Origin of the sequence: Bradyrhizobium sp. Ash2021 (assembly GCF_031202265.1) — a bacterium.
GTDB lineage: Bacteria > Pseudomonadota > Alphaproteobacteria > Rhizobiales > Xanthobacteraceae > Bradyrhizobium.
Map to the genome: position 1 here is coordinate 1,110,232 of NZ_CP100604.1, position 18,684 is coordinate 1,128,915.

The following is an 18,684-nucleotide window of genomic DNA, read 5'->3' on the forward strand; positions in this document are numbered from 1 at the left end:
TTCATCTGTCATGCTGCCACCTCCGTCCGACCAGAAACAACCAGAAACAACGAGAAACAACGAGAAACAACAGTGCGATCTTACTGCAGAATATCAAGGCTTTCACGTTTATAGCGACGAGCTGTCGCGGTCCCTCGTTGCTTGTGCTCCCTCGCGCAAGCAACCCCGCTATGCGCGGCAGGTTCGCACAACGATGTGACTTGCACGGAATCGGGCAGGCTTCTATCTCGCAGTGAAAGCATAGAGGCTGGGCGTGTTGAAGTCGGCTGAAACATTCATCGCGCATGCGCCTTTGCTCGCCGCCGTCAATCGTTTGCCGGGATTGCGGCATTCACGGCCGGCCTCATCCGCACGCAACCGGCTTGCCGCATGAGGTTCGATCTCAACCGCGATGGGTGGATCTGCTGGCCTGAGCGGGAGGACCTCTCGCTCGAGTTCATGCGATTATTGGCCGCGGCCCAGGAAGGCGGCTCGACGGTCTCCGAATGCTGGCTGACCGCAAGCCGCATCGACTTCACGGACGACGATTGCTGGTACGACGAATGGTCGAAGACGGCGGACGCCAACAACGACCGGGGGTTTGCGGCGTTTGCCGCGGGCAATCTGGTTACGGCGAGAAGCAACTGGCTTCGTGCGCTGAACTACTATTCCGCGGCCGCCTATCCTTTCGACCTTGCGCCGGACAAACAGCGGGCCGCGGTATCGGCGATGCGCGAATGCGCCGCGAATTACCTGCGCCACCGCCGGCCTCGCGGCGAAGTCGTCTCCATTCCCTGGCTGAGTGAATTCGCGCTGCAGGGCTATTATCTGCCTGCGCACGCCACGAAAGGTCCTGCGCCGGTCGTCATTTGCATTGGCGAGCCCGGGCATCGAAAGGAAGAATATCTCTTCAAGCTGGCGCCCCATGCCTTCGAGCGCGGAATTTCGCTGCTCGCGGTCGACGTTCTCGGTGACGAGACCGGCCTGCCATTCGAACAGCTGATGCGTCACCAAAAGCTCGAATCGGCGATCGAGCCCGTGATGGATTACCTGGTCGGCAGGGACGACGTCGACGACGGCCGCATCGCGATCCTTGGCGACGGCTGGAGTTCATCCTTTGTCGCGCGCGGTATCGCTTACGATCCGCGTTTTGCTGCGGCCGTTTGCGATGGCGGCATCTGGGATTTGCACGAGCAGGCGTTCCTGAAGCGGCGAATGGCGTCCGCAGGTGACGACACCGGCTGGAGCCCCGAAACCAGCCGCATCCTGCGCAACATCCGTTGTCCGCTGCTGATCACCGTTGGCGGCCGAGGCTGGCTCAAGACCGATCGCGTGACCGAGCTGGCCGACCAGCTCGGAGTCGACCGCCGCGACGTCACGCTGAAAATCTTCGAGCGCGCTGAGACCGCGGCCGCCCAGGGCCACATCGACAATCCGACGCTGGCGAACGAGTTCATTTTCGACTGGATTGCCTCCCGGCTGGGAACGGGGTGCGTCAGCTTCGATCGCCAGCCGCAAGAATCCTAAAGAATCCTAGCGCGTCGGTCTTCCGAAACGCCTCAGAAATCGATGGCGACTTTCAGACAGGCTTTCTCCAGGCGTTTTTTGAGCGTGGCCAGTTTGCCGGTCAGCTCGTCGACTTCGCCGGCGCTGAATTCCGCGAAAATGAATTCGTTCAGGCTTTCCTGTTGCGCCGCCAGGCTTGCCAGGTGCTTGTAGGTCTTGTCCGTCAGCGACATCTTGACGATCCTGGCGTCTTCGCTCGAGGGCTTGCGGCGGATGAAGCCTTTTTTCTCGAGAAGCTTCGATTGCGTCGTGACGAACGACGGATCGACATGCAGCATCTTCGAAACGGCGTTGACCGGTGCGCCGTCGCCCTGGTCGAGATCCGCCAGCGCCACGATCATCATCCATTGCGGACCGCTGATACCGAGGGTCTTGGCCCAGAAGTGGCGAAGTTCCTCCAGGTGCGCACTGATCGAGGCGATTTCCCAGGCGAATCGCCGAATGACATCCTGATTCTTCTTGGCGGACTCATCCATTGGGCGCCGTACTCGGGTTCTCGTCATCCCTTAACGGATGTTCGACAAAAACGACACGAGTAAATCGGCTATCTGCAGCAATTTACACGGTATTCGCCGGGAATTTTCTGCTGAAGACGGTGCGGCGGGCCAGTTGCCAAAAAGTCACATCGGCGCCTTAATCAATAGCTGAGCGAATAAACTAATTTGATTATCTAATTAGCACATGCATAACTTTCTCGTGACGGAGGGGGGCGCCTCAAACCGTCTCGTCTCAGGTGGTTCGCTGAAGTCCACCAGCTTGAAGATGCGTTGATCTTCAACGTTTTTTCGACGGCAGTCTAATCCGCTTTGCATGTTGCAATGCGAAGAACAATTTGGAGGTTAACATGAAGATGGTTAAGAGCCTTATCCTCGGCTCAGCGGCGGGTCTTATCGCCATGAGTGGGGCTCAGGCGGCCGATCTTCCCGTAAAGGCCAAAGCGGTCGAATACGTGAGGGTCTGCTCCCTGTACGGAGCTGGTTTCTTCTACATCCCGGGCACCGACACCTGCATCAAGCTGGGTGGTTATCTGCGCATTGACACCACGTTCAACGGAAGCATCTACGATCAGCCGGCGTGGTCGGGCGATCTCGGCCAGGGCAATCGCTATCGCGATTACTTCGCCGCCCGTTCCCGTATGGCGCTGACGGTCGATACCCGCACTGCCACCGAATACGGCGTCGTCCGCACCTTCGGTCAGGCTGACTTCCAGTTCACGACCCAGGGCAACAACACCACCAACCCGGCTAACTTCACGGCTTCTCCGGCCGCCGGCACCAATACCGGCCTGCTGAACCAGCCCGGCGAAGGTTACGTCGCGGTTGAGTACGTGTTCATCCAGTTCGCCGGCTTCACCTTCGGTAAGTCGTCTTCGGCTTACGCGACGCCGTGGAACGGTTATCCGGGCAACAACTCGTCGTTCCTGCTCGGCGGTCATGACACTGTCACCGGCGTGAACAACATCCAGTACACCGCCCAGTTCGGCAACGGCGTGTCGGGCACCATCGGTCTCGACGATCCGACCGTGTTCAACCGCACGGTTGTCGCCAACCTGTCGACGGGACTCAGTTCGACCGGCGCTATCGCCAACGCTTACGCCGGCGTGCATGCTCCCGACGTCGTCGGCAACCTCCGCGTCGACCAGGCATGGGGTCTGTTCCAGATTTCGGCGGCAGCGCATGAAGTCTCCGGCTCCTACAACATCCTGAACGCGGTCGTGGCTCCGACCGGCGTTGTTGGCGTCGCGGGCGCTTCTCCGAACGCTCTGTCGGAAATCTCTGGCCACCCCGACACCAAGTGGGGCGGTTCGGTGATGGCTGCCCTGCAGATCAAGAATATCCCGACCGGTCCCGGCGACGACTTCAAGATCGACGCGACCTGGGCTAAGGGTGACACGAAGAACGTGATCTCCACCAGCTCGGCCTCGCCCAGCTTCGCGATGTTCGGCAACACCAACCGTGCAGGCGCTTACCAGAGCGTCGGATTCGGTGCGACGACGGATGCCGTCTATCTGCCGACAATCTTCGGCGGCGATGGATCGCTCCATCTGACCACGGCGTACGGTGTCCGTGGTGCGTTCAACCACAACTGGGATCCGTACTGGTCGACCAGTCTGTTCGGCAGCTACTCGGCTGTCCGTTATGACGGAACTGCCAAGGCGCAATTCTGTGCGGTCTACACTACTCCGGCCAAGGCTGTATCTGCGGATTTCGTTTGCAATCCGGACTACAACGTCTCGCAGCTCGGTGTGGTCACCCGTTGGACCCCCGTCAAGAACCTGACGTTCTCGGCTGAAGTCATGTGGTTCCACCTCGACCAAAACTTCGCGGGCGCCGCCACTCTGGCTGCAACGGCTCCGAAGCCGACCACCGTTTACGAGTACAAGGACCAGGACACCGTCAGCTTCAACGTTCGCGCTCAGCGTAACTTCTGATCCCGATCGCCTGACACTTTGAGAAACCCCCGGCAGGAAACTGCCGGGGGTTTTTCGTTGCTTGATGCGTGTGACGCCGCTGTCGTCGCGGCAAATGCCAATGCTGGCCCGCTCCGGCAACGCGCCGGTAATGCGTGCGGCTTTGCGCTGTCGCATTTGCTCATGGGAGCCGAGCAAAAAAACATGATTTACTCAGGTAATTTTCTAAGGTATTAAAATGGCAGGCTTCAAGGAGACATAACCTACTTGATGCTAAACCTCCGAAACCTCCGGCAATGCCCTGCCGGAGGTTTTTCGTTTTGGCGCAGGCGTCCCGGCCCATGCGATCCCCTTGGCGGCGCTGACGCAGCAAGCAAGGTTGAAGCCGGTCCGTTGCTGGACCCGCCGGCGGGCGGCCCAGGCCCGATCGGGGCGGTCGGGCAAACCGGACAAAAGTTTTGGGATCGAGTGAATGGTGCTGCCAGACAGGATTGAACTGTCGACCTCTCCATTACCAATGGAGCGGCCTGACTTAGGATTTCTGTTGCTTGGGCAGCGCACAGGGAACGTCGTCGCCGTTCTTCGTGTCGCGGAACGTCAACGTCAGTGAGACCATGTCGAGGTCACCGAGAGAGCAGCCTTGGAGAAGGGAGGACACGCGCGCGCCACAGACGTATTCCACGCGTAACTGCGTTGCCAAAGTCGAGTGCGCGGCATTGATGACGTCCTCAAGCAGTTGAATGCGAAATTGCCGCACGGCTCGCTTTGCTCGCTTGGTTGGAAATACCACGGAGCGGCGCTCTTGCATCGCACGACACGCGCCATCAGCTTGACCGACGAAGGGCGACTCCTAGTTCAAGGGGCAAGGCGCCTGTTGGCGGAAGCTGACGAACTGGAAGCTCTCTTTCGGCTGGGCATGGAGAAAATATCAGGACCGATCCGACTGAGCGCGCCAATCGACCTTGGCCGGAGCTATCTCGTTCCCATCCTCGATGCGTTCTTCGTGCGATGCAGGCGAGACAGGAAAGCGCCCTGAGTAAGACCTATCGGCTGGGACTCCATCGACGGCAGAAAGGTGATAGCCGTTGCCTGCGGCGCGCGAGAGGCAGCGTTCGCCAGTAAGCTGTACACGGTCGACCGATCTTCGGCGGCTATTTTCGCACTGCTTGACACGGGCATCCCTCTCTCAGTGTTAGTGTTTACAAACATTTACATTCCAGCGCGACGATCGGCGGCCGATCACTACCAGATGAACTCGGTGCAATGAGACTGTTGGCTGGCGCCACCGCAGATGTCCGGATCGAAAGATCGCGCTTCACGTCGATCCGTTCTGGCCCATTCCCCTGGACGAAGGCGCAGCCCTCGAGGGGCGCATGAGTTCGGCCAGAGCGCAGCTGATGTCGCGACTCTCGGCGGCCCCCTAGGGCGGCGGTCGTTGCTATAGGCTTGGGCAAATTGGCGAGCACGTTGCGTGCACATGCAGAAAACACAGGCAGATGCGGATGTCGCCGTTGCTATGGTTCTACATCTGATCTTGCAGCGACCCGCGCGCTATCGTAGTCCTCGACTATGGCCTTGTTTATCGTTCGCAGACTGTGGCTGGCCGCCTCGGTGTGCTTGACCGTTCTGGTCGTCAGCTTCATCTTGACCCGCCTTTCCGGCGACCTGGCCGCGTCTATCGCAGGTCCGAACGCCAGTGCGGCCGACATCGCGATCATTACCAGGAATTATGGCCTCGACCGGCCGTTGGTGGTGCAGTTTCTCGATTGGGCCGGCCACGCTGCCGAGGGCGACCTTGGCCGATCCTTCCTCTACCATGTCCCGGTATGGGGACTGATCCGCGACCGATTGCCGGTCACTCTGACACTTGGCCTGACCGGCCTTTCTATCGCGCTGTTGGTCGCCCTGCCGCTCGGCATTCTGGCGGCGGTGCGGGAGGGCTCGGCGATGGACCGAGGCATCATGATGGTGGCACTGCTGGGGCAGGCGATGCCGGGCTTCTGGCTCGGTCTGGTCATGATCGTCCTGCTGGGACTGGAGTTGCAATGGCTGCCTATTTCCGGCGTCGACACATGGCAGGGCTACATCATGCCGGGGATCGTGCTGGCATTTTCGGCGATCCCGGCGCTGATGCGCCTGACCCGCTCGGGAATGATCGACGCATTGGCAGCGGATTATATTCGCACCGCGCGCGCGAAGGGGTTAAGCCGGCCGAAGATCATCCTCAAGCACGCCTTGCGCAATGCGGCGATGCCGGTCGTTTCGATCGCGGCCGTGCAGCTTGGCTTCATGTTGGGAGGGTCCGTGGTGATTGAGTCGGTGTTCGCGCTGCCGGGCGTCGGCTATCTGGCCTGGGAATCGATTATCAAAAATGATTTTCCGGTGGTACAGGCCGTCGTGCTGTTCCTGGCGGTCATCTACATCGTGCTGACCTTGCTGGCGGACATGATGAATGCGGTGCTCGACCCAAGGCTGCGCGGATGAGTGTTTTGATCGCACAAGCCCGGCCGGGCCGCCGACGGTTACCTGCCTTTCGTCACCTCGCCACGCTGCTGGGCGCGGTGATCGTTGGGACCGCGGTGCTGGTCGCGATTTTCGCGCCCTATCTGACGCCGCATGATCCATTCGCGCAGGATCTTAACCTCCGCCTCATTCCTCCGGTGTGGATGGATGGCAGCCAGCCGGAGCATCTGTTGGGCACGGATCAGATCGGGCGGGATTACTTGTCGCGCCTCATCTACGGCACGCGCATTTCCATGCTGATCGGCGTGCTGACCGTCATCACATCCGGCCTTATCGGCATCACGGTCGGAATCATCGGCGGGTTCTATGGCGGGCGGACCGACGACGCTGTGATGTTCCTGATCACCTGCCGGCTGTCGATCCCGCTGATCCTGGTGGCGTTGACAGTGGTGGCGCTGGTTGGCAGTTCGCTTGCGGTGGTGATCCTCACGCTCGGGCTGTTGCTGTGGGACCGGTTCGCCGTGGTGGCTCGTACCACCACGATGCAGGTGCGCAACCTCGATTACATCGCCGCCGCCCGCGCCGCCGGCGCCTCGCAAGTGCATATTCTGGTGCGCGAGGTGCTTCCCAATATAGCCAATCACCTGGTGGTGGTGGCGACGCTGGAAATGGCCTTGGCGATCCTGCTTGAAGCGGCATTGTCATTTCTCGGCCTGGGCGTGCCGCCGCCTTTGCCGAGCTGGGGGCTGATGATCGCCGAAGCCAAGGAATACATGTTCTTCAGCCCGTGGGTGATCATGACCCCCGGGGTCGCGCTGTTCGTGCTGGTGCTCGGCATCAACCTCTTGGGTGACGGGCTGCGGGACATGCTCGGGGCGGATCTGCGGCGATGACACCCGTCGTACCAAACCCGGTTCTCACCGTCGCCAATCTGCGGGTGTCCATCGGCGGGCGTACCGAAGCGGTGCGGGGCCTGTCGCTCGCGGTAGGACGCGGCGAAACCCATTGCATGGTAGGCGAGTCCGGCTGCGGCAAATCCATTACGGCGCTGTCGGTGATGAACCTGCTGCCGCGCGGGATCAGCCGCACCGCAGATCACATCCGCTTCCAGGGCCAGGATCTGCTGGGCATGTCGGAGCGTCAGATGGCGCGGCTGCGCGGCGACAAGATGGCGATGATCTTCCAGGAACCGATGACGAGCCTGAACCCGGCCTACACGATCGGGTCGCAAATGTCCGAGGTTTTCGAACGCCATCGCCGGGCCACGCGGCGGCAAGCCATGGACAGGGCGGCCGAACTGCTGGCGCGCGTGGGCATTACCGCTCCGGGAATGCGCCTCGGGCAATATCCCCATCAGCTCTCCGGCGGCCTGCGCCAGCGGGTGATGATCGCCATGGCGCTGATGTGCGATCCAGAGTTGCTGATCGCCGACGAACCGACAACGGCTCTCGATGTGACGGTCCAGGCGCAGATCCTGCGGCTGCTGCAGAAGCTGCAGCAGGAGTTGGGACTGGCATTGCTGCTGATCACGCATGATCTCGGTGTGGTGGCGCGCATGGCGCAGCGCGTCTCGGTGATGTATTCGGGCGAGGTGATCGAAACCGGCACCGTGGCTGAGGTGTTCGCCGCGCCCACGCACCCCTACACGCGCGGTCTATTGGACTGCATTCCCGTGCCCGGCACGACGCAGACTGGCGAACCGCTGGGCAACATTCCGGGCGTGGTACCTCGCATAGCGCCGGGCTTCGTGGGTTGCGGGTTTCGCGACCGCTGTACGTTGGCTGCGCCGGAATGCGACCGGACCGTGCCGCTGCGCGACGCCGGCGGTGATCATTGCTATCTCTGCCGGCTGCCGCCGGATTGGAAGCGAGCTGCCGCGGCATGACCCATGCGATCGAAGTTCGGAACGTGTACCGCGAATTCCAGCAGCGCCGCGGCATGCCGGGTGCCCGTCGCCCGGTGCGCGCGGTGGACGGGGTGACGTTCTCGCTCCCGGCGGGCGATGTGCTGGGGGTGGTGGGCGAGTCCGGCTGCGGCAAGTCAACGCTTGCCCGTCTCATCATGGGCCTGCTGCCGCCAACCTCGGGCGAGATTCTGGTGGATGGACGCAGCCTGACCGGCATGGATCGGCGCGAACGTGCCCGACTGATCCAGCCCGTGTTTCAGGACCCGTACTCCTCGCTCAACCCGCGCCAGCGCATTCGCGACATCGTCGGTCTGCCGCTGGCCTCCCAGGGCAATCTGCCGAAGGCGCGGCAGGCCGATCGCGTCATGGAGATGCTGGCGCGCGTTGGAATTTCCAGCGAGATGGCCGAGCGCATGCCGGGCCAGCTCTCCGGCGGCCAGCGGCAGCGTGTGGCCATCGCGCGGGCCCTCGTGCTGCACCCGCGCATCGTGGTGTGCGACGAGCCCACCAGTGCGCTGGATGTCTCCGTGCAGGCGCAGATTCTCAACCTGCTGGCGGAATTGCGGCGGGAGCTTGGACTGACCTATCTCTTCATCAGCCACAACCTGGCGGTGGTGGAATACATCGCCACGGAAGTGGCGGTGATGTACCTCGGCCGGATCGTCGAGCAGGCGCCGGCGCAGGAGCTGTTCCGCACCCCCACGCACCCCTACACACAGGCGCTGCTGGCCTCCGTGCTGACACCGGATCCGGCTCTCGGCATTCCCGATGTCGGTCTGGGCGACGCCTACCCGGATCCCACCAATATCCCGCCGGGTTGTCGTTTCCACCCGCGTTGCCCGAGCGCATTGGCGAAATGCGCCGCTACCATGCCAGACAACATCCGCAAGGATGGCCGTCTGGTCGAATGTCTGCTGGCGATCCCGGCATAGGGCAGGCGCCAGTCGCTATTTCCAGGTCGACAGATAGAAACGCGGCACGTCGTCCGGGAAGCCCTGGAAATTCAACTGCTTTGAAAATGCGACATAGCGGACGTCGCTGAACAGCGGCACGAAATCAACCCGCTCCGTGGACAGGTGGATCGCCTCGCTAAAGGCCTGGCGACGCAGCTCCGGATCGATGCTGGCCCCGGCCTGCTTCAACAGGTTTTGCACATCGGCATCGCGCGCGTAGTCGTTCAATCCGCCGCCGAGCCAATAGGGCATGAACGCCGAGGCATCGTTGACGGAATTGCTGCCCCAACTCCCCGAATACAGCGGTGCCTTGCCTGCTTCCGCCAGCTGGATGGCCGCGCCGATCTGGAGCTGCTGGATGCGCAGGTTGATGCCGACAGCCTTGAGATAATTCTGCAAGGCCGCGCCGACCTGCGGTGTTGCATAAGACACCAGCTCGGTATCGAAGCCGTTGGGATACCCGGCCTCAGCCAGAAGCTGCTTGGCCTTGGCCGGATCGTACGGATATTTCACGGCGGCGGCTACGTCACAGCCGAACTGGCTGGGGAAACACGGCGTGTCGATGACCTGCGAATCGCCTTGGATCAGCTGTTTGGCCATCGTGGCGCGGTCGATGGCCGAGATGACCGCCTGCCGCACCTTCAGCTTGGTCAGCGGATTGTCGGCGCCTGAACGGCCGGCGGCGTCGATGGTCACGAAATGGACTCGCATGGTGCCGAACCGCACTGAATTCAAATTTGGCATCCGCGCGATATTCGCGAACTGGTCGGCATTATAGCCCCAGATCCAATCGGCTTTTCCGCCAAGTAGCTCGGTCAGCTCGGTAGTGGCGTCGGGCACTTCGTGGATCTTGATATAGCGGATGGCAGGCCGGCCCTTGGGGCTGCCGGCGTAGTAGCCGTCATACCGCTCCATATCGATCTCGGTGGTGCCGTCGACCTTGGTGATCTTGTAGGGGCCGGTGCCGATCGGAGCCCGGGCGTAGGCATCGGCACCGATTTTCTCGCGATAGGCCTTCGGCCAGATCGGCGTGACCATCGCCAGATATTCCATCACGGCCGGCGACACACCGGTCAGCTTGAGGCGCACGTGAAAGTCGTCGATCTTCTCGGCGCCGGCATAGGATGTGTAATAGGCCGGGATTGCCACCTGCTTGTCGTGGATGATGTCGTTGATCGTGTAGACCACATCGTCGGCGGTAAACGGGTCGCCGTTCTGGAACGTCACGCCCTCGCGCAGGGTGAAGTCGATCGTGGTGGTATCGACCTGCTTCCACGACGTCGCCAATGCAGGCTTGATCTCCATGGTGACGGGATCGCGATAGACCAGGCAGTCGAAGGCGTGGAACGCCACCACCATGCCGGTGCGCTGCGAATTGTAGTAGGGGTCGACATCGGGAATGGCGTCGCGCCAGGTGATGCGCAGCGTGTCCGCCGATTTTTGCGCCAGCGCCGGGGCCGCCATTGCCAGTGTCGTGCAGGCGGCCAGCAGCAGGCCGCGGAGCCAGGTATCCGATCGCATTTATTGTCCTCTCAACTCCGAAAAAAGCAGACGACGCAGAAACATACGGCGTCGCGGAACAGAAGCAACCCGCATGCCATCATCCTGGCTGCGGCCCCTGCCGCCACGGCGGTCTTTGCCAAGCGATGGCGCCCATCTATCCTTGGTCGACGGCCGCCAGCAACCGCTTCAGGAAACCGTCGACGGCCTCAGGATCGATCCAGCGAACCACGGCCACGAGATCGTGCTCCTGATCGACATAGACCATGTTGGTGCCGTTGCCGACGTGGGCAAAAACGGTGGCCGGAGCACTCGGCCAGCGCTTCCGGTCAGTGTTAAGAAACCAGTTCATATAGCCGTAGATCGGCTCCGGCTTGGTCGGCGTGCGCGCCTGATCGATCCATCGCTCCGAGAGCAGTTGACGATCCTTCCACTTGCCGCGACGCAGCGTGAGGTAGCCGAAGCGGGCCATGTCGGAGGCATTGATAAACATGCCACCGCCCCAGTGCCCGCCGCCGGTCACCGACTGCATCACGGTGCCATCCAGAACGACCCAGGAATTCTCGTAGCCGAACCAGCGCCAGGTGCCGGAGGCGCCGATCGGGTCCATGATGTTTTCCTTCAGGACCTGCGGCAGCGGGCGCCGCCAGACGTTGAGGGCTGCGAGCGCCATCACATTCGTGCGGGTATCGTTGTATTTATAAAAAGTGCCCGGCTTGTTGCGCGGCAACGTCCCCCATTCCGCCGGATTGTCGCCAGGCCGATCCGCCCAGTCCGGCTTGCCCCACAGCGTGCCTTCCCAGTCGCTGGTCTGTCGCAACAGATCGTCCCAGGTGATCGTGCGGTTGTGCGGCGATTCAAACGGGAACAGCATATCGGACGCGTTGAGCCGATCCGATTTGTTGGTGGTCGAAGGCGGGGTGTAGAGCTGCACCGGTGGGACATAATCCCTTACTGCGTCATCGACGCTCTTGATCATGCCCCGCTCGACGGCAATTCCGACGACGCTGGAAAGGAAGCTCTTGGTTACGCTGTGAGTCATATCGACCCTGAGCGGATCTCCCCATTCAGCGACGATGTAGCCCTTGCGAATGATGATTCCAGTCGGATCACCGCGTTCCTGGATCGGCCCGATCGCGTAGCCGAACGGCTCGCGGCCGAAGGTTTGATAATGGTTCATCACCAGGTCGCGGGGTGCCTTCGTCTCCCCGGCGACTGCAAAATCGATCGCCTGCTTCAGGAGGTCGGGACGGACACCTGACTCTGAAGGCGTCCTGTGCTGCCACGTCGCATCGGGGTAATAGGCCGTAGCCGGATTCGCGTCCTGGTCAGATTGATTGGTTGGTCCACGGAGGCTGGAACGACGAGAGGTCATGACTTTCCTTCAATCAGGATTCTTCAGGAGCCCGGCCGCCGGCCGACCTCCGGCTTCGACGGATTGAGCAAGATGTTCGCCGAAGTGTGTCCTGACCGCCTACACCATCCCACTGTAATTGCCTACCGTCCGATGGCGCGGCACAGGTCTGCGGGCGCAAGACCGGTGGCCGCGACGCCCAGGGGGGTGGCAGAGACAGGTAGGCCATCAGCACCGCCCATAACGAGATGGTGGGCGCTTGCTATGGCCCGAGTTTCGAATCTGGATGGGACGCACGCGCAAGACTGATGAGGACGCGACGTTCGTGCAAGGAGCGAACTGTAACTCCGTCACCTACGCTGATCTGTCTTCGGTAAGGGGCTCAGCGCCGCCGCCGCGGTGTTCGCGATCTCGGCGTCGATCCCCTTGCTCATGCCGGCAAACACCTACCGCGCCCACGACTTCGCCGTTTACGCGTATCGGCACGCCGCCGCGCAGTGCCGCGATGCCGGCGGTGACGAATGCCGTTCGGCCTCGATAATGTCGTCCTCGATCTCCGCCGTCGACCGTTGTAGCCGCGCAGCCGTTCGTGCCTTGTCGATGGCGAGGTCCGCGCTTGCCGGGCGGACACCATCCATCCGCTGGAAAGCAAGCAGATCGCCGGCAGGATCGACCACCGCGATTGCCGAGGGCGCATTCCGCTGCTGCGCGCTCTCATTCGCGGCGTGCAGGACTGTCTGGGCTCCGGCTTGATCAAGGGTCATTACGTTGACGGTCTGTGCCTCGGCTGACAGGCAGAAGACCGTTGCCAAGATCCCAACACTCATTCCAAGTTTCGTCATGGCGGGCTGATTTCATTTCGTTGAAGTTTGCGGCGCGAGAATGCGATCGCTGCGAGCTTTGTGTTACCGGATCTATGAAGCGCCTTTGGTGCGGACCAAATAGTCCACGATCGCTTTAGCGTCGTCAGGGCTGACAGGAGCCTTGTAGGCGGTGATCATCTTGTTGACGGATTCTTGCCAGGCCGCCCGGGACAGCCAAGGCTGGTTCAATACATGGTCGGCCGAGTGGCAGGCGAGGCAGTTGTTGTTGATCGCATCCGATCCAACCGCTGCAAGAGTTAGCCTCCAAGATATGCCTCGCGAATCCGCGGATCGTCGGCAAGGGCCGCTGATGGCCCGGACAGTGTGATTGTGCCGGTCTCCATCACGAAGGCGCGCGCGGAAATATCGAGCGCCATCGCCGAATTTTGCTCTACCAGAAGGACGCTGAGGCCGGTACGCTTGTTGAGTTCCAGGATCTTGTCAAACACCTGTTCAATCACAATGGGTGCCAATCCGAGCGATGGTTCGTCCAGCATCAGCAGGCTGGGGCGGCTCATCAGCGCGCGGCCGATGGCCAGCATCTGCTGTTCGCCGCCGGAAAGCGACCAACCGCCCTGCGTGAAACGCTCCTTCAGGCGCGGAAACAGGTCGAGCACCAGCGCCAGATCGGCCTCGATTTCAGATTTCCTGTAAGAGCGCGATGCCGTGCCTGTGATCAGATTCTCGCGCACCGTGAGGCCGGGAAAGATACGACGACCTTCAGGGCAATGGGCGACGCCGGCGCTGACGATGTTCTCCACGGCCGCGCCATTTATCGTCTCGCCTTTCCAGGTAATTTTGCCCGAGGTCGGCCGGAGCAGACCGGAAATCGTACTCAGCGTCGTGGTCTTGCCGGCACCGTTGCCGCCGATCAGGGCCACGATTTCGCCCGGATCGACATCAAAGGAAATGCCCTTCAGCACTTCGATATGGCCATAGGAAACCCTGAGGTTTTCGACCTTAAGCATGCCGGTGCCGCCTGCCCAAATAGGCCTCGATAACCTTCGGATTACGCTGCACCTCCTCTGGCGTGCCTTCTGCAATCTTCTTGCCGAAATCCAGCACCACCACGCGGTCGCTGATGCCCATCACCAGGCGCACATTGTGCTCGACCAGCAGGATCGTCATGCCGCTGGTTTTCAAGTCCGCGATCGTGCCAAGCAGTTTCATGCTTTCGGTCATGTTCATGCCGGCCGCCGGTTCATCGAGCAGCAACACGTCAGGTTTAGACGCGAGCGCTCGCGCAATCTCCAGCAATCGTTGCTGGGCGTAAGGCAGTTGTGCAGCCCGATCATTGGCACGGCCGCCGAGGCCGACGACCTCCAGTGCCTCGCGCGCGCGGTGCTCGATCTCCGCTTCATTTTGCTTTTGACGGCCATTCTCTGTGACGATGCCAAACAGGGATATTGGCGTGTTGCACGCGCCGGCAACCTTGACGTTTTCGATCACGCTCAGGTTATTGAAGATCCGGATGTTCTGAAATGTACGGGCAAGCCCAAGCCGTGCGATTCGATGTGGCTTAAGTCTGAACAGCTCCTGGCCGTCGATTTGAATCGAACCGGCATCGGCATGCGAGGCGCCGCTGAGTGCATTGAGCAGTGTGGTCTTGCCGGAGCCGTTCGGTCCGATGATCGCCTGGACAACGCCGCGCGGAATATCGAGATCGACGCCATCCAGCGCGACAAGACCTCCGAACCGTTTGGTCACGCCACGCGCGGCGAGGATCGGGCGGTCGCTCATCGCGCCCCCGCAAGGCGAAGCCGGATCGTGGAGGCAATGGATGCGAGACCGCCGGGAGCCAGGACGATAACGACGATGACGCCGAGACCATAGAGCACCAGGTACCATTGTCCGAGAAACCGCAGAGCCTCCGGCAAAAGCGTCAGCGCCACCGCGCCGATGATACAGCCGGCAATCGAGCCCATGCCGCCAACGATCAGCATCGTCATGAGTAGGACGGCCTGGATTCCGGAGAAGCTGTCGGGGCTGATGAAACGGATGGAGGACGCATACAGGCAGCCGGCCAGGCCGGCGTAGATCGCGCCTATGATGAAGGCGAGCAGCTTGGTTCGTGTGGTGTCGACGCCGCTCTGTTCGGCGGCAATCTCGGAATCCTTTGTCGCAATCATGGCGCGGCCGAGCGCCGAATGCCTGATCCGCACCGCAACCAGCACAGCGACCGCCAGTACGGCGATCAACACGTAATAGTGCTGAATCTGTCCTTGCGGACCGAAGCCGAACAGGCTGATGCCAGGTATCGCTCGCAAGCCCGAGGTGCCACCCGTGACCGGCTCCCAATGCACGATAATCAACCGTACGATTTCGCCGAAGCCGATCGTGGTCATGGCGAGATAGTAGGTTCGCAGACGCAGCGTCGGCAGGCCGAGTACGAGGCTTGCGGCGACCACGACCGCCACCGAAAGGAACGGTGTTGAGATCCAGGGCAGACCGGCCTTGGTGGCAATGGCAGTGGTATAGGCGCCGAGCCCATAAAAGGCCGCCTGGCCGAAGTTGATCTGGCCAGTCCAGCCGGTCGCGAAATTCAGACCGAGCACCACGATCGCGTTAAGCATGGCGATGTTGAGCAGTTGAATGATGTAGCCATCACGGGCCGCCAATGGAATCGTCAGCACGGCAATGGCGAACAGCGCGTGGGCGATCCGAGTCTTCAAGCTCGAGGTCTTCAACTTACACCTTCTCGCTGCTCTTTTCGCCGAACAGGCCACGCGGCCATGCGACCAGTACGGCGATCATGACGATGAAGGCATAGGCGTCGCGAAAATTCGACGAGATGTAGCGAGCGCCGAAAGTCTCGATCAACCCGAGAAAGAGCCCGCCGATGACGGCCCCCGGCAGGTTGCCGAAGCCGCCGATGACGCTGACGACAAATCCCTTCAGGCCCAAGCTGCCCCCCATGGTGGGTTCGGCGAGGAATATCGGCGCCACCAGCAGGCCGGCCACGCCGGAAAGCATCGCACCGAGCGCGAAGGCCACTGCAATGGTGCGGTTGACGGGAATTCCGACCAGGCGGGCCGTGTGCAGGTCCTGCGCGGTAGCCTGCATCAAGATGCCGAACCGCGTCTTTGTAAGCAGCAGGAATTGCAGCAGCAGGATTACCGCTAGTGTCACGAAGATAAAAATCTGATGCATGGAAATGACGACGCCGGAAAATCGTAGTGGGGCGCCGTGGACCGGGGAGGGCATCGACACCGGCAATGGTCCCCAGATGATCAGCGCGAGGTTCTCCAGAACGATCCCCATGGCGATCGTCGTCAGGATCACCAGAAAGGGCGGTCGCCCGCGGAGCGGAAAATAAACCAGAACCATGAAGACGATGCCGACGAAGGCCATTGCCACCATGGTGATGATCCATGCCATCGCGACCGGCAATTCATGCGTCACAGCGCTGCTGATCCCAATGAACGCCCCCAGCATCAGGAGCTGTCCCTGGGCGAAATTGACGATCTGAACGGTGTTGAAGATCAGCAGCAGGCCTAGGGCGACGAGAGCGTAGATGCTCCCGAGTGCAAGACCGTTGATGACGAGCTGGCCCATGAAGGATTTAGAATCCGCTTTCCTTAATCGGCCCGGCAAGCTCCGGTGTCTTGCCTTTGTTGCGGTAGATGCCAAGCGTGTGTGCGAGGTCGCCCCGCGCGTCCGCCTGGTAGTCAATCAACATGCCTTTCCAGTCTTTGGTGGCCGCCAATGCGTCACGTATCGCCGGCTTGTCGCAGCCGACTTTTTCGATGATCGATTTCAGCATATAGACGGTGTCGTAGTACGAGACGGTAAAATTGTCTGCCGGCACCTTGTATTTTTCCTGCACTCGTTTCGCCCAATCCAGGATTTTGGTGTCGGTCGATGTTTGCGGAATCATGCCGCCGATGGCATAGCCGCCGTCGGCCTCTGCCGCCGACAGATTATTGAGCGTTGTCTGCGCAACCATGCTGGCGTTTCCGATCGTCGTCAGCTTGATGCCGAGATCGTTCATCTGCTTGATCACGAGCGTCACGTCGGCGGGCCGGCCGAACAGGATCAGGCTGTCGGCTCCCTTGTCCTTGATTTCCAGAAGCTGCGCGCTCATGTCCTTGTCGGACGGGGCATATGATGTCACCGCCGCCGGCGTCGCGTTGAGTTTGGCGAGCGCGGCCTGAATGCCCTTGGAAGCACCAAGGCCGTAATCGTCTGCCACGGCCATGATGCCGGGCTTGGTCTTCCCGAGCGATTTCACCAGATATTCGGGAATGAGATCGGCCAGCTGGCCGTCATGGACATGGGTCCGGAACAGCCACTTGCTGCCTTGCGCAGTGACCTTGGCATTTGTGGCGCCGACAAGAAACGGCGTCTCCGATTTGGTGACACCCTCGGTCTGGGCGAAAATATGCGGGCTGATCATCGATCCAAAGATAATCAGCGGCTTGCCTTCGAGTATACGATTCATCGCGTTGAGTGCGTCGGTGCTGGATGCACCGGTGTCTTCCGTCGTCAGGGTGAGTTTCTTGCCGGCAATCCCCCCATTGGCATTGATTTCATCGACAGCGAATTCGACGCCGTTGCGGGCCTGCGTGCCGAGCAACGCCAGATTGCCGGTGAGGGCGGTGGTCAGACCAAGCGGGATCGGCGATGCGCAACTCGCAGCGGCGGCCTTCGATTCACGTGCCACGCCCGCGGACAGGCAGATGACCGCCGCGCCGACGATCGCGCTCTTGAATGAATCTTGAAGCATCTGCATCCCTTTCCCTGATCGGTTGTCGTTTGCATGCAAACAAAGTGCCACCTTTGACCCTTCGCCTGGCTGTTGCCTATTTGACCAGGAGCCGGCCGGCAGATGTAGCGTCGGCGTCATTGTCCCTGCTGCGCTCGGTCATGGATTTGACCAGCGATGCCTTCACGCTCGAGACGTGCTCGCGCATCAACATCTCCGCCCGCCACGGCTCGCGGGCAATGATTGCCTCATAGATCCGATGATGATCGTCGTGGCGGCGGCGAACGTCGCGATGCTCGAAGGCAACGATGTTGCGGCTCGACGACACCGGCACGTGATGGCAGATCCGGATCATCTCGGCCAGCATCCGGTTGCGCGCGGCGGCGAGCAGTGTGTCGTGGAAGTCACCATTTATGTCGCGATAGATTGTGAGGTCGCCGGTTTCGAACGAGCCGCGCTCCAGCAATCTGTCGCCGGCGCGGAGGCTGCGCTCGATCGTCGCCTTTTCGTCCGGACTGAGCCCGCGTTCCGCGGCAAACCGCGCAGCAACCCCTTCGAGCGAGGCGCGGATCTCGTAGGCATCGACAATGGCATCGAGCGGAAATTCGCGGACGGTGAAGCCGCGATTGGGCGCGTAATCCAGCAATCCTTCGCCCGCGAGCGCTTGCAATGCGGCGCGCACCGGCGTGCGCGAGACCGCCAGCGCCCGGCTGAGCCTGACTTCGTTGAGCCGCTCGCCGGCAGCGACCGAGCCGTTCAGAACGGCTTCCCGGATCTGGTCCATCACCGAGAGGGCTCGATTGCCAGCGCGCGATCCGCCGGTTGGCTCGAGAACAGCTTGGTCGGCCATTGCGTGGGCTACCTCAGGGTGAATACACTTTAAAATCCCGCCGCAGCATTCGACCACATGCTCGCTGAAAAATCCATATTTGGCTGCAGAATTATCGTGCCTAGATGCTGGGCATGGCGCGAAAATGATATGCAA

16 protein-coding genes and 1 pseudogene are annotated in these 18,684 nt (G+C 61.2%); 6 read left to right on the top strand and 11 right to left on the bottom strand.

The window, feature by feature from the left end:
* The first annotated feature begins 369 nt into the window (after positions 1-369).
* Positions 370-1,506, top strand: coding sequence for a dienelactone hydrolase (locus NL528_RS05200; RefSeq protein ID WP_309181650.1), 1,137 nt, complete (start codon positions 370-372; stop codon positions 1,504-1,506).
* Positions 1,507-1,538: 32 nt separating this feature from the next.
* Here the strand turns inward: NL528_RS05200 and NL528_RS05205 are convergent, their stop codons facing one another.
* Entirely contained in the window at positions 1,539-2,021 is a 483-nt protein-coding gene (locus NL528_RS05205; RefSeq protein WP_309181651.1) for a MarR family transcriptional regulator, read from the bottom strand.
* Between the two features lie 368 nt (positions 2,022-2,389).
* Here NL528_RS05205 and NL528_RS05210 point away from each other — a divergent pair, with 368 nt between their 5' ends.
* Positions 2,390-3,976 carry a porin gene (locus NL528_RS05210; RefSeq protein ID WP_309181652.1) on the top strand — a complete coding sequence of 529 codons (1,587 nt, stop codon included), beginning with the start codon at positions 2,390-2,392 and terminating at the stop codon, positions 3,974-3,976.
* A gap of 511 nt (positions 3,977-4,487) precedes the next feature.
* Here the strand turns inward: NL528_RS05210 and NL528_RS05215 are convergent.
* Complete coding sequence (locus NL528_RS05215) at positions 4,488-4,763, bottom strand: hypothetical protein (protein ID WP_309181654.1); 276 nt, start codon at positions 4,761-4,763, stop codon at positions 4,488-4,490.
* 761 nt (positions 4,764-5,524) lie between these two features.
* Between NL528_RS05215 and NL528_RS05220 the strand changes: the two genes are divergently transcribed.
* The 4 genes from NL528_RS05220 (at position 5,525) to NL528_RS05235 (ending at position 9,256) form a co-directional block, all read left to right on the top strand.
* Positions 5,525-6,439, top strand: a complete 915-nt coding sequence (locus NL528_RS05220; protein WP_309181655.1) for an ABC transporter permease — start codon at positions 5,525-5,527, stop codon at positions 6,437-6,439.
* Positions 6,440-6,534: 95 nt separating this feature from the next.
* Positions 6,535-7,311 (top strand): ABC transporter permease, encoded by a 777-nt coding sequence (locus NL528_RS05225; RefSeq protein ID WP_375143984.1) that lies wholly within the window; start codon positions 6,535-6,537, stop codon positions 7,309-7,311.
* Entirely contained in the window at positions 7,308-8,303 is a 996-nt protein-coding gene (locus NL528_RS05230) for an ABC transporter ATP-binding protein (protein ID WP_309181657.1), read from the top strand. Before NL528_RS05225 ends, NL528_RS05230 begins: the two co-directional genes overlap by 4 nt.
* Positions 8,300-9,256, top strand: coding sequence for an oligopeptide/dipeptide ABC transporter ATP-binding protein (locus NL528_RS05235; protein WP_309181658.1), 957 nt, complete (start codon positions 8,300-8,302; stop codon positions 9,254-9,256). The genes NL528_RS05230 and NL528_RS05235 overlap by 4 nt, the downstream gene beginning before the upstream one ends.
* A gap of 15 nt (positions 9,257-9,271) precedes the next feature.
* Here NL528_RS05235 and NL528_RS05240 read toward each other — a convergent pair whose 3' ends face one another.
* The 9 genes and pseudogenes from NL528_RS05240 to NL528_RS05285 form a co-directional block, all read right to left on the bottom strand.
* Positions 9,272-10,798, bottom strand: coding sequence for an ABC transporter substrate-binding protein (locus tag NL528_RS05240; RefSeq protein ID WP_309181659.1), 1,527 nt, complete (start codon positions 10,796-10,798; stop codon positions 9,272-9,274).
* 136 nt (positions 10,799-10,934) lie between these two features.
* On the bottom strand, positions 10,935-12,152 hold the full coding sequence (locus tag NL528_RS05245; RefSeq protein ID WP_309181660.1) for a serine hydrolase: 1,218 nt from the start codon (positions 12,150-12,152) through the stop codon (positions 10,935-10,937).
* A 333-nt stretch (positions 12,153-12,485) separates the two neighbouring features.
* Positions 12,486-12,973 (bottom strand): annotated as a pseudogene (locus NL528_RS05250) (heme-binding protein).
* A gap of 278 nt (positions 12,974-13,251) precedes the next feature.
* Entirely contained in the window at positions 13,252-13,962 is a 711-nt protein-coding gene (locus NL528_RS05260; RefSeq protein ID WP_334400070.1) for an ABC transporter ATP-binding protein, read from the bottom strand.
* Positions 13,955-14,734: an ABC transporter ATP-binding protein gene (locus NL528_RS05265; RefSeq protein ID WP_309181663.1), complete on the bottom strand. Its 780-nt coding sequence runs from the start codon at positions 14,732-14,734 to the stop codon at positions 13,955-13,957. The genes NL528_RS05260 and NL528_RS05265 overlap by 8 nt, the downstream gene beginning before the upstream one ends.
* Positions 14,731-15,666: a branched-chain amino acid ABC transporter permease gene (locus tag NL528_RS05270; RefSeq protein WP_309181664.1), complete on the bottom strand. Its 936-nt coding sequence runs from the start codon at positions 15,664-15,666 to the stop codon at positions 14,731-14,733. Before NL528_RS05270 ends, NL528_RS05265 begins: the two co-directional genes overlap by 4 nt.
* Positions 15,667-15,682: 16 nt before the next feature.
* Entirely contained in the window at positions 15,683-16,549 is an 867-nt protein-coding gene (locus NL528_RS05275) for a branched-chain amino acid ABC transporter permease (protein ID WP_309181665.1), read from the bottom strand.
* Positions 16,550-16,556: 7 nt separating this feature from the next.
* On the bottom strand, positions 16,557-17,720 hold the full coding sequence (locus NL528_RS05280) for an ABC transporter substrate-binding protein (RefSeq protein ID WP_309181666.1): 1,164 nt from the start codon (positions 17,718-17,720) through the stop codon (positions 16,557-16,559).
* Between the two features lie 76 nt (positions 17,721-17,796).
* Positions 17,797-18,483 (bottom strand): GntR family transcriptional regulator, encoded by a 687-nt coding sequence (locus NL528_RS05285; RefSeq protein WP_074277724.1) that lies wholly within the window; start codon positions 18,481-18,483, stop codon positions 17,797-17,799.
* Positions 18,484-18,684: the final 201 nt, after the last annotated feature.